7 protein-coding genes and 1 pseudogene are annotated in these 15,060 nt (G+C 47.0%); 7 read left to right on the plus strand and 1 reads right to left on the minus strand.

Translation table 11 applies throughout. The features are described 5' to 3' along the window. The first annotated feature begins 51 nt into the window (after positions 1 to 51). The 3 genes from A9165_RS14925 (at position 52) to A9165_RS14935 (ending at position 7,603) form a co-directional block, all read left to right on the plus strand. Positions 52 to 2,253 carry a PD-(D/E)XK nuclease family protein gene (locus A9165_RS14925; RefSeq protein ID WP_141686175.1) on the plus strand — a complete coding sequence of 734 codons (2,202 nt, stop codon included), beginning with the start codon at positions 52 to 54 and terminating at the stop codon, positions 2,251 to 2,253. 1 nt (position 2,254) lies between these two features. Next, positions 2,255 to 5,407 carry an exodeoxyribonuclease V subunit beta gene (locus tag A9165_RS14930; protein WP_065956478.1) on the plus strand — a complete coding sequence of 1,051 codons (3,153 nt, stop codon included), beginning with the start codon at positions 2,255 to 2,257 and terminating at the stop codon, positions 5,405 to 5,407. A gap of 99 nt (positions 5,408 to 5,506) precedes the next feature. After that, positions 5,507 to 7,603, plus strand: a complete 2,097-nt coding sequence (locus A9165_RS14935; protein WP_065956479.1) for an ATP-binding protein — start codon at positions 5,507 to 5,509, stop codon at positions 7,601 to 7,603. A gap of 119 nt (positions 7,604 to 7,722) precedes the next feature. Here A9165_RS14935 and A9165_RS14940 read toward each other — a convergent pair whose 3' ends face one another. Beyond that, on the minus strand, positions 7,723 to 8,736 hold the full coding sequence (locus tag A9165_RS14940; protein ID WP_065956480.1) for a YafY family protein: 1,014 nt from the start codon (positions 8,734 to 8,736) through the stop codon (positions 7,723 to 7,725). Positions 8,737 to 8,944: 208 nt separating this feature from the next. Between A9165_RS14940 and sbcD the strand changes: the two genes are divergently transcribed. The 4 genes and pseudogenes from sbcD to A9165_RS16995 form a co-directional block, all read left to right on the plus strand. Further along, on the plus strand, positions 8,945 to 10,171 hold the full coding sequence (gene sbcD / locus A9165_RS14945; protein ID WP_065956481.1) for an exonuclease subunit SbcD: 1,227 nt from the start codon (positions 8,945 to 8,947) through the stop codon (positions 10,169 to 10,171). Further along, positions 10,168 to 13,959, plus strand: a complete 3,792-nt coding sequence (locus A9165_RS14950; protein ID WP_065956482.1) for an SbcC/MukB-like Walker B domain-containing protein — start codon at positions 10,168 to 10,170, stop codon at positions 13,957 to 13,959. Before sbcD ends, A9165_RS14950 begins: the two co-directional genes overlap by 4 nt. A gap of 206 nt (positions 13,960 to 14,165) precedes the next feature. Continuing rightward, positions 14,166 to 14,834, plus strand: coding sequence for a HEPN domain-containing protein (locus A9165_RS14955; protein WP_065956483.1), 669 nt, complete (start codon positions 14,166 to 14,168; stop codon positions 14,832 to 14,834). Between the two features lie 45 nt (positions 14,835 to 14,879). Then, a pseudogene (locus A9165_RS16995) lies at positions 14,880 to 15,060 on the plus strand (hypothetical protein); the annotation flags it as partial.

The raw sequence follows: 15,060 nt of genomic DNA on the forward strand, positions 1-15,060 counted from the left end.
TCATCCTAATTGTCGCCGAACACCGCGCGTATTAATCGTCTTATTTCTGTTTTGAATACAGAACAAACTGGCATCAAGCGTATTACTCTTGAGCAACCGCAAGCGTTTTATCCAGCCTGCTGGCAAGCGCTATTTAAAGTTTTAGCGCAAAGTTTGACTTTGGTTGACGCGCAGCCACTATCTACTCTCTCAAATGATACTCTAAAGGCTGGTATTTATCGGGTCAAAACGGCTGGGGCTTTAGCAAGCTGCTATGCCGCTGCCCAACTATGGGATAATTACAAACCAAGCAGAGCTCTTGTGGTAACTGAGCTGGCCGAGTTATTTGATCAAGTCTTCGATAGCTATCAATTACCTGTTGTGGGGCTTAGCTCTGAAAATGCAAATCGTTTAGCCATACAAATCGTTAATCTGGCTTGTCGCTTATTCGATGGCCAATATCAATTTGAAACCTTACATGCCATTTTAGTGCATCCCCTGTGTCCAATTGATTTCTCATTAGCGCAACAACTAGCCAGAAGTTTGGCCAATAACAAAGGTTTTGCCGAAAATTGGCCGCAATTGTTTGCAGACTTGCCAGTCGACCAACAGAGCTGGTTACTGCAGCTTCCTAAACAAAATGACGATAATAAAGAAAAGCTGATAAGCCTATTGAAAGCGGTACAGGCAAAATGCGCAAAACGCTATGCCGTAACTGAAGGCTCGCTGGATAAAGCACTTTACGGGAACTTAAGCGCTAAGCTAACTACGATTATCGATAAAATCGCGGTGTTATCCATAACGTCAACGCTTGAAATTTCCCGATTTCTGGAAGACGCACAACTTATACAGCAAGCAAGTCATTCAAAAATGGGCGCCGTAAACGCACAATACCGAATTGAAGGGCTAGCTCAACCAGGCATAGTGTTGCATCAACCAGACTTAACGCTTTGGTGCGGTCCTTATCTGCAAAGTGAGCATCAGTTACCCGATTGGCATAAATCGGAATGGCAAAGCTTGAATCAAAAGTATCCAGCATTTTCACCCGCTGCTTTACTACAGCTACAACATTATGATTGGCAGCATTTTTTAGCGAATGTGGCCCATAGCGCCAGTCAAACCGTGGTTGTTTTTGAGCACTCCAGCGAAAGTACCACTCATCCATTGTTTGATGAGATCTTGCATAAGTACAAACCGAAAACAATTGAATGGACTCAGTTACTAAATGGCTTAGCTGTTGAGACCACCCAAGCGCCGCTATGTGCTGATGAAGTAAAGCATCTGCCACTACCCGCTAACAATCGTTATCTTAAGCTGGACGTTGCTATTCCAGTAACCGATGAAATGTCAGCTTCGCGCTTCGAAAAGTTGATATTCAAACCCAGTGATTTTGTTCTGAACTACATTGCTAAACTGCGTAAGCAGCGCCTCGAGCAGGTTGAGGTAGATAATATGCTAAAAGGTAATGTGGCTCATAAAGTCTTTGAAACATTTTTTAAAGCATTCCCAAATAGCAGCCAATGGCTTGCAGCGAATACAAATCTCGATAACTGGATAAGCCAACATTTTACGGTTATTGCAGAACAGTACGGTCTGCCACTTTTAGAAGCGGGGCAGCATCTGGAGCAACTTAGACTCCAACAGACAATTCAAAGAGCGCTTCAGGCATTACTAAACTATTTCACAGCCAATGGTATTGTAAATGTGCAATCTGAACTGAGTTTACAGGGGATAGCGCTGAAAATTGGTCAGCATCACTTTAACTTATTAGGAAACATTGACTTTGTGCTAACGAACCAACAGGGTGAAGTGTTTCTGCTAGATGCTAAGTGGTCAAACAGTGGCGATAAAAAATCCAAAGAGTTGGAAGAAAATCGAGCAGTGCAATTGTATTTTTATGCTGCAGCTTATCATCAAGCCTTTAAGATTTGGCCAAAAGTTGGCTTTTTTATTGTCGAATCTACACACCTGGTTTGTGACAGTCTATCGGCTTCCTTTTTTCCAAGTAGCGACGTGCAGATGGTAAAAAATGCTGAACCTATTGGTCAAAGCTGGCAGGTATTTGAAACCCTTGCTAACTGGCGCTTTGAGCAATTTCGCAATGGGTTGTTAGAGTTGAACGATCCCAGATTTGAAATAACGGAACAACCGGAAGATCCTGCCGCTAAGGAAATTCTGGCGCGTTATCACAAATCTCAAAAAGCAGATAAAGAACGAGATCCCTATTCTGATTATCGTTATTTAGTAGGTTGGGCCATTGAGGGAGCGCAATAATATGACAGCAAAAATTCAATTTATCAGTGCAGGCGCTGGCAGTGGCAAAACCTACACGATTACTGAGGCTTTAAATCGGGCCTTGTTAGAAGAAAACTTTAGCCCAGACAGCATTTTTGCTACAACCTTTACTAAAAAAGCCGCACAAGAACTGCTGCAGCGTGTACGCGAAAAAGTGCTACAAACAGTCGCAGCAGATCCTTCAAAGCAAGCGTTGGCGCTACAAATTAATCAAGCAAAAATAGGCACTTTGCATAGTCTTTGTGCAATTTATGTTGAACGTTTCGCCTTTGAATTAGGCTTAAGCCCCAAACTCAATATTATAGATGAACAACATGCAGAGCAGATGTTGTACGAGGTGTTTGAGCAATTAGCAGATGTTGAGGCTGTGCAAAACATGATTGAGCGAGCCTTAGCAACAGGGCTGCGTTTTGGTTTTGGTAAAGCCGGTTTTAAAGGTGAAAGCACCACTATTATTGATTTAGCGGTAAAGCTGGTACAAGAAGCACGGGCAAATGCCATCGCGCCTGAAGATTTTAAAAAAATGGCGCAAAGTAGCTGGCAAGCCTACGAGAGTCTTCTACCAGCAGTGGATGAAAACAACGAAATTAACCTTAAAAGCTATTTAGAATTAGCCAAAGCTACCGTGCGCAACCTTGAAGAGGTTTACGCTGCAAAAAATAGGGACTTTCCTGGGTGGCTAAAAAAGCTCAGAAGTAGCAGCTTTGTTGATCCACAGCGTTTCAAATGGTCTGATTGGGAAAACGATGAAGGGTTAAGCGGCAAAGCTGTGTTGCCATATACTCAGCTGCTACTTAGTTTTAAGGATCGTTATGATGAATGTAGTGATTTTCGTAATGACCTAAAGCAATTTATCGAAGACATCTTTGCCTTGGCCGAAGGGCTGGCAGTTCGCTATCAGGCAGAAAAACGCAAAATTGGTTATATCGACTATGCCGATCTTGAAGCGTATTTTTTAAATATTATCCAAAATCCAGCCTACCTCAGTGCTATTGCTCCAGAGTTTGCCTTTGTACTAGTAGACGAGTTTCAGGATACCAACCCGATGCAGCTTGCTATTTATAGTGAGTTATTTAAGGTTGCCCGCAAAGTTACATTGGTCGGCGATCTAAAGCAGGCAATCTATGGCTTCCGTGGTGCTAGCCCGGAGTTAATGGAGCTACTGATCAATAAACTGCGTCAGCAAGGGCATAAAATTACTGCTTTGGAATCCTCGTGGCGCTCTACGTCTGAGGTATTGGCTTATTCTAATCAGTTATTTACTAAAGTGTTTAACGATCAACAGGTAGCACTCAATTTAGTTGAAAAAAATAACTGGCAGGTTCCGGCTGAACAATTCTTACCAGCGGTAAGTCACTGGCCTTTATTAGGGAAAAATGCAGCTGAATATGCCAAGGATTTGTGTCATAAACTGCAACAATTAATGCAAAAGCCGCCATTGATCCCTGCCAATAAAGATGTAGGTACAACAGAATCGGTCACGATGCGCCCGCTTCGTTGGCGAGATATCGTTATTTTAGAGAACTCCAATGCGGATATCCGAGCAACCGTGGCAGCACTTCAACAAGCAGGGATCCCTGCAGTAGCTGAGCAATCTGGGCTAACTGAGCAAGCCGAAGTCATATTGGCACTGGCTGCACTGCAGTTAGTAATAGAACCAGATGATACTTTAGCGCAAGCAGAGTTTATTACGTTATACCAGCAGCAGGGTTTAACAACCTGGCTGAAGAACGTTTTACAGCCAGAAAGTACTCTGAGCATAACTGAAGATGCCCAGCAAGTTTTGCGTGATCTACATCAGGCGAAATTACATTTGGCCCCTGAAGAACTGCTAAGTTTAGTCATAACTAAACTTAAACTGGCTGATATTATTGTCAGCTGGGATGGCTCGGCCTATCAGAGTGAGCAACGTTTAGCGAATCTCGATGCGTTGCTTAACTATGCACAAGACTATAGTCAATTAAAGCAGGCAATGCGTTTGCCAGTAAACATAAATGGTTTTTATAACTTTTTAAAAAATAAGGCGAAAAAGGATTTAGATCTGCAGCAAGGTAGTGCTGGGGATGCAGTACAGGTAATGACAGTGCATGCTGCCAAAGGCTTAGAGTGGCCAATGGTTATTGCTAATTTTCTTGATAAGCAGATAAAGCATCGCCTGTTCAGTGTTAAAGCGCTTAACAGCGATGTTGAATATCAGATTGAACAGCCACTGCAGGGGCGCGCTTTACGCTTTTTACCGTCTTATAAAGCCTCTCGAGGCACAGTCGATAAGAAAGACTCACTCGAAAAACGTATGCTGGAGCAGGGCCTTGGCGTCAATGAGTTACAACAAGCCTTATCTGAAGCCAAACGCGAACTCTATGTCGCGCTAACGCGAGCTAAACACTATTTGGTATTAAGTCGCTTAGACGCCGAACCCGCCAACTTCAGCTTTTACGATAAGTTTCCGGAAATATTAACAGGGGTACCCAGCAACCTTACATGGCATGCTCCGGCAAATACCCAACCACAAGCCCAAATTCGTTGGCGAGCTATCTCGGCATTAGACCGCTCTGCAAGAAAAATTACCCCTTCGGCGATGCATGGCGGGCAACAGCTTTGTGTGGTGGTTAAGCAGCAATTTGGCCAAAACCTTACTATCCCCAAGCAGGTAGTCGCCAATAAACAAGAAAGCCAACTTGGCGATCGAATTCATCAGGTAGTTTCTTGGGCCGTTAGTAACCCAGGAGCTAATTTAGAAAAACGCTGTACAGCCTTATTAGCCGATTTTGGGATACAAGATCAGGAGTTTATCGCCGCCTTAAGCAATAATCTTAATGCATTTATCCAGCACCTCCATGCCGAAGGTTTGAGCAGCTGCCACAGTGAGTTACCCATTAACGTGGTAAATCCTGCAGGGCAGGAAATTAGTGGCAGTATTGATTTGCTGGTGCAGTTAGAAGATGGATGGCTGATCATTGACCATAAATTATTTTCTGGCCAAAACACGGAAACAGAGTATTTAGAAAATTATGCCGGACAGTTGCTAGCCTACAAGCAAGCCTTAATGCTTGCCGGTATGCCTGCCGCAAACATGGCGATACATGCAGTTACTAAAGGTGCCTTGTATAAATTGGCTGAACATCAAGTTTAAATTAACGTAGCCTTAAAAAAGCACATCGCTAATTTTTACTCGACGCAATTTGTCGCAGCTACCCGGCATACTGGTTCTCCATTACAGAGGAGTGCCACTATGCCGATAGCAAAGCGTAAACCACGTCGTCACCAGCCAGAGTTAGATGCAGCAGCCAATTTTGAGCATCTGCCGATTGGCTTGTTGTGGAACTATCGTTTAGTTCTGGAGTGTAATGTACTCAGCCGGTTCTTTGATCAGGATTGCGAGCTGGATCGCGAAGATGCACAAAGCGTAGGCATTCCGGATCAGGCGATGGACTTTGATCGCGCCCAGATGCAGCGCTATCTAAAACAGCAAATCAAAGTACTGGAGCGGCAGGTTGAACTGGGCGTTCCGTTGTCATTACGCAGTAATGCGCAACAACTCGCGCAGTTGGTTGGTTTAAACGACACTGAGCAACAGGTGCTGATCTTTGTGGCGTTGGTCAAGACCGAGCAAATCGTTAACAACCTCTGCGAGATGATTCGGGTTAAGCATCTGAGTAGCCTGTGTAAGCTGGTAGCGAAGGCGCTAAATTTACCGCTAGCTGATATCAAAATGGCCTTAAGCGATAAATCAGCCTTACTTACCACCGGCATATTAGAGCTGGAAATTCACAGTTTTGGTAACACCATTGCCGATTGCTTTGACTTTCTGAGTCAGAAATTCAGTGAATTACTGCTATCTGACAACGCCGAGCCGACAGCGTTTTTTAAAGAAATTATTCAGCAAGCGCCGGCATCTACTCTTAAGCTTGAGCATTTTGCCCATGTGCAACAAGACTTGGATATCTTATTACCTTATTTGCAGCACAGCGTAGCGACCAGCAAAGCTGGGGTGAATATCCTGCTGTATGGCCAACCTGGCACCGGCAAAACCGAACTTTCACGGTTATTGGCACAGCAACTTAATGTCACTTTACATGAAGTAAGTTGCCAGTGTGATGATGGCGATGCCATCGCCGGTAATGCCAGAATGCGGGCATACCGCTTGGCGCAGCGTTGTTTGGCCAATACTCAAAGCCTGTTGCTATTTGATGAGGTAGAGGATGTGTTTATCCAAAATCCGTTTGCCCGTCAGTCTGAGCAGCGTAAAGGCTGGTTAAACCGGATGCTGGAGCAAAACCCGGTTCCGACCTTATGGTTAACCAACAATCATCAGATTATTGATCCGGCCTTTATCCGCCGCTTTGATCTGGTTATTGAAATGCCGATACCACCACAAGCACAACGCGCTGAGTTTTTGCATCAGGCTGCAGGTGGCATCTTAACGCCTAATGCTGCCATGCAGCTGGCGGCACACCCAAGGCTAACGCCAGCCGTAATCGATCGTGCCAGTAAAGTGGTACAAAGCATTCAGCTTGATACTGATAAATATGATAAAGCGACGCTACTGCAGCGCGTGATGCAGCAAACCTTATCCGCGCAGGGGCATCAGCTGCCCTTTGCTAAGGGCCAGGAATTAGGTGATGTGTACGATCCAGGCCTAATTAATACCGAAGCGAATTTGAGCGTAATTGTTGAGGGCTTAAAAATGCAGAGCTCTGGCCGCTTATGTTTGTACGGCCCGCCAGGTACCGGTAAAACTGCCTTTGCGCACTATCTGGCCAAACAACTGGCTAAGCCGTTAATTATTAAACGCGCCTCGGATCTGTTAAGCCCCTATCTTGGAGAAACAGAAATGGCAGTGGCGGCAGCTTTTAATCAGGCGGCAAAGCAGCAGGCTATTTTGCTGATTGATGAAGTGGATAGTTTTCTACAGGATCGCAGTAAGGCGCGGCAAAGCTGGGAGGTCAGTATGGTTAATGAGTTACTCACACAGCTTGAAGGCTTTGACGGGCTCTTTATTGCCAGCACTAACCTGATGCACAATTTGGATCAGGCGGCACTGCGGCGCTTTGATCTAAAAGCCTGCTTTAGTTACTTAAAGCCCGCACAGGCGAAGCAGTTACTGCAGGCACATTGCCAGCAATTAGGCTTAAATGTTTGTGATACAAGCTTGCAACGTGTCGCTAGTAGCAGCTTGTTAACCCCTGGCGATTTTAATGCAATACGCCGGCAGGCGCGGTTTCAGCCATTTGCCAGTGCGCAAGCCTTTGTCACAGCGCTTCTAACCGATGTGGCGTTGAAAGCTCAGCACAAGACTGAAAGCAAAGGGATAGGTTTTTTGCAATAAACACGAAGCATTTAGCACAGTCGCGGTAAAGCACTTAGCATGTTTTACCGCGAGATTTCTGAGCAGCCCATTCAATTTTTAAGCAACTGTTTGAGGGAGAACACTTCAGGCAAGGACGCCTAATCCTCAGCGTAAAGCGCTGCGGCCCCGCGGATTTTATCAACTATTTCCTGCCTAAGCTCGGGTGGAGATACCACCTGAATAGCCAAAGAGTGTGATAAAATCCACCATTGTAATTGCCAACCATCAATAACAGTGGCGCTGAGTTCAAACCAGCCGTCGGCAGCCGGAGTAAGCTGCATATCCTCTGCTAACGGCGCTTCATACAAAATTTTGGCCAGATGCGGGTTAACCCGGGCCACAAACTGTATGGCCATGCCACTGCCAAACTGCATAGCGCCCGAGTTAATATACTGTGCCAGTGAAAAGCCATCAGGTATTTTTATTGCCGTATTGGTTAGTGTTAAGGCATTAAAGCGATGTAAAGCAAATAAACGCTGGTCGCTATAGTCACCAACGGTCGCTACCAGATAGGTAATATGGCCGCGTTGTACCAACCCCAGCGGGTTAATCTGATATTCTTTTTGTACCTGATCGTGGATTGCCGTATACACCGCAGCCAGTTGTTTGCCCTCGGTCATCGCCTGTTGCACTGCTTCGTAATGTTCAGCCGGCGTTGCGGGTGGCGTTAAGGGTAAAGCGGGTGAGACCACGGCAATTTTATCTGCCAACAAGCCTTTGCTGTTGCTGCCATCCAACGCATCAATCTTGCGTTTAGCCAAAGCAAAGCGATCTTTTAAGCCTTTCAGCATAGTATCTGGCAGGATAGTTTTTAAAGTGCCTTCAACCAGCTGTAACATCATCGCATCAGCAACGCTTACGCCAGGGATATGGCTGGTTTTATCCTCCATCCAGCGCCAATACTGGGCATTGCCTTCTTTATTACAATAAATGGGAAAGGGGATCGACAAATCAATCAGATCTCTATCCACTGTGCGGCGGGTCACCTCAAAACCAGCGGCAGCCAGTTTGTTATGAATATCGCTAACACTAATCCCGTTTCCTTGCGAGGGGATCATCTTTAGCACTTCCCACTGGCGGCTTATCGAGGCGTTATTTTTATTTGATGGCATCGCTGACTCCTTGCAAATCCACTTTGCCGCCATCTTAATGGCAGACTTAACAAATGAAAAGACTAAAAAATCCCTAAAATCAGCACTTAACCATCTTGTTATCCGGTAGTATCTGCGTAACGTTTTAGCTAAACCACATTTTGCTCGTCACATTTTGTCGTAGGCCTATTTTAGACTCACCAGTGATTAACCGCACAGGAACTGCAGCATGAAAATCCTCCATACTTCCGACTGGCATTTAGGCCAGAATTTTTACACCAAAAGCCGCAAAGCGGAGCATCAGGCATTTTTAGACTGGCTACTGCGGCAGGTTACCGCACAGCAAATTGATGCAGTTATTGTGGCTGGAGATATTTTTGATACCGCTACACCGCCCAGTTATGCCCGTGAAATGTATAACCAGTTTGTGGTAGATATGCATAAAGCCGGTTGTAATTTGGTCGTGCTGGGTGGCAATCATGACTCTGTTTCAGTGCTTAACGAAACCAAATCGCTGTTAAAGCAGCTAAATGCCTATGTAGTCGCCAATACCAGTGAAGATGCGGCAGAGCAGGTGATCCCGCTTTGTAACCGTGCCGGCGAAGTCGGCGCGATCCTCTGTGCTGTGCCCTTTATTCGGGCCCGCGATGTACTGGAAAGTAACGCCGGTGACAGCGCTGATGCAAAGCGCGAGGCCCTGGCCTTGGCGATCAAACAGCATTATCAGCGGCTTTACGAAGAAGCACAGCAACAACAGGCCGCACTACCCAATTGGGTACCGATTATTGCCACTGGTCATCTGGCTGCTGTGGGGGTTACAGCTTCCGAAAGTGTACGCGAAATCTATATCGGCACCTTAAATGGCTTGCAAGCCGACACCTTTCCGCCAGCAGACTATATTGCGCTTGGCCATATTCACCGGCCACAGCTGGTAAGTAAAAATCGACCCATTTACTATTCGGGTTCACCCATTGCGCTAAGCTTCGATGAGCTTTCGCATAAAAAACAAGTTAATGTGCTGGAATTTACTACCAATAAAACACTGCAGCTGGACTTACTTGAAGTGCCGACATTTCAGCCTTTAGCTGTATTAAAAGGCGATCTGATGGCATTAGAACAGTCCTTGCAGCAGTATGCTCACCATAGCGGCGTACCAGTTTGGCTCAGCATTGAAGTAACAGGGCAGGACTTTTTAAGTGATATCCAGCAAAAGATCCAGCAACTTACCCAAGATCTCCCCGTAGAGGTACTGCAAGTTAAACGCAGCCGCAAGAACGTGCAGACTGACACCACTAAAACAGCCGAGCGCACCTTAACTGAACTTACCCCAGAAGAAGTGTTTGCCAAACGCCTGGCACAGCGAGATTTTACCAAGGATCCACAGCAGCCAGAGCGCTTAACCCTGCATTTTGCGCAAACCCTTGCCAGCTTGCACGAACAGGAGGCTAACGTATGAAGATTTTAACCCTACGCCTGAAAAACCTGAACTCGTTAAAAGGTGAGTGGAAAATCGATTTTACTGCCGCGCCCTTTGCCGACAGTGGCCTGTTTGCGATCACCGGGCCAACCGGGGCCGGTAAAACCACTTTATTAGATGCGATCTGCCTGGCGCTCTATCACGAAACGCCGCGCCTGGGCGCCATTAATAACAACAATAATGAAATTATGAGCCGCGGTACCGCCGAGTGTTTGGCAGAAGTGGAATTTGAAGTAAAAGGTATCGCTTATCGCGCGTTTTGGAGCATGCGTCGTGCCAGAAATAATGTGGACGGGCAGCTGCAGGCGGCTGCAGTAGAATTAGCGGAAGTTGCCACCGGTAAAGTGCTAGCCAATCAGATTAAACCCAAATTAGATGAAGTGGAGCGTTTAACCGGGCTGGATTTTGGCCGCTTTACAAAATCCATGTTGTTATCGCAAGGTGCTTTTGCTGCATTCTTAAATGCCAGTGAAGCAGAGCGCGCCGGGTTATTAGAGCAGCTAACTGGTACTGAAATTTATGGTTTTATTTCACAGCGGGTGTACGAGCGTTACACAGCAGCTAAACAACAGCTGCAAGCCTTGCAGCAACAAGCCCAGCATATTGAACTGTTAAGTGAAGCACAGCAGCAGGAACTGCAGGATGCCCGCCAAGCCTTAATCACTGCCAACCAGCAAGCAGAGCAACAACTCAAAGCGCTGCAACAACAACTTAATTGGTATCAGCAGCAACAAGAGCTGCTTAGTCAGCAAGCAAGTGCCCGGCAGCAAGTGACTGAGGCACTGCAAGCAGAGCAGGCAGCTGCAGCGGATCTAAGCTGCCTAAGTTTAAGTGAGCCCGCAGAAATACTGCGTACGCCCTGGCATTTATTGCAGCAGACAGAGCAACAACTTGCCGCCTTACAAGTCGAAGCCAGCCAATTAATCGCGCAGCAGCAAAAGCTAGGCGAAAATGTTGCCCAGGCACAACAGGCGCAACAGCAAGCTGAGCAGCAATTTAACCAAGTGCGCCAGGCACAGCACCAGCATGACCTGCTGATTATGGATAAAGTATTGCCGCTGGATAGCCAGATCCAAGCTATGAATGAGCAGCTTAAGCAAACGCAGCGGCATAAGCAGCAAAGCCAGCAGCAGCTATCTGAGTTAACTTTAGACCATAGTCGTTTAAGCCAGGCGTTATCCGCTACCCAACAACAGCTGCAAAGCACACAGCGATTTTTAGCCGAACAGCAGCACGATGACGCTTTAGTAAGCCTGTTACCGGCCTGGCAGCAACAGCAGCAGTATTTGCAGCAGCAACAGCATGAAATTCAAGCTGTCAAAGCACAGCTGCCAACGCTGGAGCAGCAAATTAACCAACAACAGCATCAACATACTGCTTTAACTACCCAAGCTCAGCGAGCGTCAACAGAGCTTAGTCAGGCCCAGCAAGCGGCTGAGCAGGCTAGTCAGCAGCTGTCTGCGCTGCACCAAGAAGGCGATTTAACTCAGATCCGAGAGCGGTTAAAGCAACAGCAAACCTGGCTTGATGCAGTAAAATATGCACAAAGCACTCAGCAGGCTTATGGCCAACTTGCGCAGCAGCAAAACGGCTATCAGCGACAAGCCCAGGATTATCAGCAGCAAGCTGAGCAATTAGTGACCCAGCAAGCGGCATTAACTGCTCAGGTAGATCTGGCCAAGCAGCTTGTTCATAGCCTCGGGCAAACTATTGATACAGAAAGCCAGCTGGCCAGCTATCGGCAACAACTCTGTGACGGAGAAGCCTGCCCACTGTGCGGCGCCACTGAGCATCCAATGCGAGCACACAGTATTGCGGTACCGGAAATTATTCAGCAGCAAGCGCAGGCCAAAGCGCAGTTAGACAGTCTGACAGGCCAGTTACACGCCACCACACTGAATATTGCCAAACTTGAACAACAGCAAAGCTTATTGGCTGCAAGCGAGCAGCAAGCTCAGGAAAAAAGCGCTGAGCTTTATCAACAATTTAGTAGCTGGTGCCTGAATTTACCGGCAGCACTGCTGGCGTTCTGGCAAGCAGCGATTGCAGGCAAGGGACAGCATGTCGTTTCGGGCACTGCCTTAATACTGCAGCAGTTAGCCAAAGCAGACGAGCAGGGCGCCCGGGCGCTAGTGCAACAACCCGAGCTAATGACTGCGCTTAATATAGCGCTGCAGCACGCCATCGAATTGGATAACGCACATTTAACGCAGCTATTGCAGGCACAGCAACAGCTAGCTCAGGCGCAGGCGGCGTTAAACACTAAGCAGCAAACCCATACGGCGCTGACGAATCAACTGGCATTAGTTGCGCAGCAACAGCACAGCACCCAAGCTGAGTTAAGCCGGCTGCAGCAACAGCTTAGTAAGTTAGAGCAACAAAGCGCGGCAGCCTTAACTGCTCTTGTGCAAGATATTGCGCAGCAAGGCTTTAGCCTAAACAACACCCTAAGCTTGCCGGAGCTGGCCAGTTGGCTAGCACAAAAAACACAAGATTTAACGCGCTATCAGCAATATCAGCAGCAGGGGCTAAAACTCTCGCAGCAGCTTGCCGAACAGCAGAACAAGCTGGCTGGCCTGAGCGCACAACATAAAGCCGCAGAGCAAGGTGCAGCGAACCTGGCGCAAGAGCTTAGCCGCTTAACAGAAAGCCTGACTAACCTAACTGCCGAGCGACAGGCACTTTACAGTAATAAGGTGGTAAAAGATGAAACGCAGGCCTTTACCGTGCGCGTACAACAGGCCGAGCAGCACCTGTCGCATGCTCAGCAGCTGTTACGCCAGGCCGAGCAGGCGCAGCAACAAAACCAAACGGCTGCGGCGCTTAATCAAAGTAAAACCGCCGAGCAGCAAACCAGGCTTGCTGAACAAAGACAAGCATGGCAACAACAACGTCAAGCACAGCAGTTTACCAGTAATGAGGCCTTTTTAGCGGCGTTATTGCCGGCAGAGGAGCGTAGCCGCTTAACGCAGCTAAAACAGCAGCTCTCTGAAGCAAAAACCACCGCACAAACGCTATTGTCGCAGGCCAGCAGCAAGCTTGCGGCCCTAATGGCACATACTGAAGCCGCCAACTGGCAGCAGCAAGCACCGGATGAGGTGGCGCAGCAGCACAATAATCTGCAACAACAGCGCGAACAGCAATTGCAGCGCCTGGGCGAAATGCAACAACAGCATCAGGAAGATGCGAAGCGCCGGCAACAACATGCGGCACTGCTCACCGAGATCACCAAAGCAGAGCTGGCCTTTGTTGACTATGACGCGATGAACGACTTAATCGGTTCCGCCAAAGGCGATAAATTCCGTAAATTTGCCCAGGGTTTAACGCTGGATAACCTGATTTATCTGGCCAATAAACAGCTGGAGCGCTTACACGGGCGCTATGCGCTAAGCCGCAAAAATACCGAAGGTTTAGAGTTATCAGTACTGGATACCTGGCAGGCCGATACGATACGCGATACCAAAACGCTATCGGGTGGTGAAAGCTTTTTAGTCAGCTTAGCCTTAGCACTGGCGTTATCTGATTTGGTTAGCCATAAAACCAGTATCGATTCGCTGTTTTTAGACGAAGGCTTTGGCACCCTCGATGCCGAAACCCTGGATATCGCTCTCGACGCGCTGGATAACTTAAATGCTACCGGTAAAACAATAGGGGTAATTAGCCATATCGAAGCCATGAAAGAGCGTATTCCGGTGCAGCTTAAAGTGACCAAAAAAAGCGGCTTAGGCATCAGTGAGCTTAACAAAGAGTTTCGGGTAGAGGCATAAAGCGAAACGTAGAAACCGGCATGGGAAGTAAGCAGCGAATTAGCAGGGTAAAAGTCTGCTTACTTCCGCTAAGGTGCAGCAACCTAATCATCTAAAAGGGGTTATCGGCGCAGGCTAGTATAAAAGTTGTAGCTAAAGTGCTTGCCTAAGCTGTACCTGATATGGCATTAATAGGGCCAGAAAAAGCAACCAGGAAGCTGATTCAAATGGTATTAACGGATTTAAGCTACAGCGCCCTTAAAGCCTATCAACGGCAACATCGTGATCATTTCCCGGAAAACCTGTCACTGCGGGTACACCGCGCCTTAAGTTGGCTAAGTAAAGCCGAACAAGCCAGAGCCAACAAAGATACCGACACCGAATTTATTTACTACTGGATTAGCTTTAATGCCGCTTACGCTAACGAATTTGGCGAAATCGATCGTATCGGCGAAAAAGAATTGTTTGAAGCCTTTTTAAGCAAAATTGCCGACCTGGACACCACTGAGCGGTTATACCAACTGATTTGGCAACAATTTAGCGGCAGCATTCGCCTGCTAATGGACAATAAATTTGTTTACCAGCCATTCTGGGATTACCACCGCGGCCGCATTAGCGAAGATGAGTGGCAACAGCGCTTTATGGCATCAAAGGCCGCACTAAACGTGGCACTGGCATCAAAAAATGTGCCGGTAGCTATGGCACAAATTTTTACCAGGCTTTACACCCTGCGAAACCAAATTATCCATGGCGGTGCAACCTACAACAGCCAGGTAAACCGTGAACAACTAAAAGATGCCTGCAACCTGCTAAATAAGCTAATCCCCCTGATTATTGCGCTGATGATGAGCGCACCGGATCAGCTATGGGGGGAGGGGTGTTATCCAGTTGTTTAATAACGTGTAATCGAAAATAACTTATCAAAAATATTGAGGTTTTACATGAAGCATATTGTGCAAATTAACCAGCAAGCACTGACCCAAATGTTGCTCGCGGGGTTCGAAGCCTTCGTCATTAAGCACGGAAAATATAAACGTTCAGGCATTGAATTTCATGGCACTGTTTATGGTGATATCAGTATAAATAACAGTAAAAAAACCCCGCCGTGTCAGGATAGTTGTC

The organism is Alishewanella sp. HH-ZS, assembly GCF_001704375.1.
GTDB lineage: Bacteria > Pseudomonadota > Gammaproteobacteria > Enterobacterales > Alteromonadaceae > Alishewanella > Alishewanella aestuarii.

What these genes read in the sequence shown, in the direction of transcription:
- A9165_RS14930 (WP_065956478.1), top strand. Translation starts at nt 2,255, where the DNA reads ATGACAGCAAAAATTCAATTTATCAGTGCAGGCGCTGGCAGTGGCAAA.
- A9165_RS14935 (WP_065956479.1), top strand. Translation starts at nt 5,507, where the DNA reads ATGCCGATAGCAAAGCGTAAACCACGTCGTCACCAGCCAGAGTTAGAT.
- A9165_RS14940 (WP_065956480.1), bottom strand. Translation starts at nt 8,736, where the DNA reads ATGCCATCAAATAAAAATAACGCCTCGATAAGCCGCCAGTGGGAAGTG.
- sbcD (WP_065956481.1), top strand. Translation starts at nt 8,945, where the DNA reads ATGAAAATCCTCCATACTTCCGACTGGCATTTAGGCCAGAATTTTTAC.
- A9165_RS14950 (WP_065956482.1), top strand. Translation starts at nt 10,168, where the DNA reads ATGAAGATTTTAACCCTACGCCTGAAAAACCTGAACTCGTTAAAAGGT.
- A9165_RS14955 (WP_065956483.1), top strand. Translation starts at nt 14,166, where the DNA reads ATGGTATTAACGGATTTAAGCTACAGCGCCCTTAAAGCCTATCAACGG.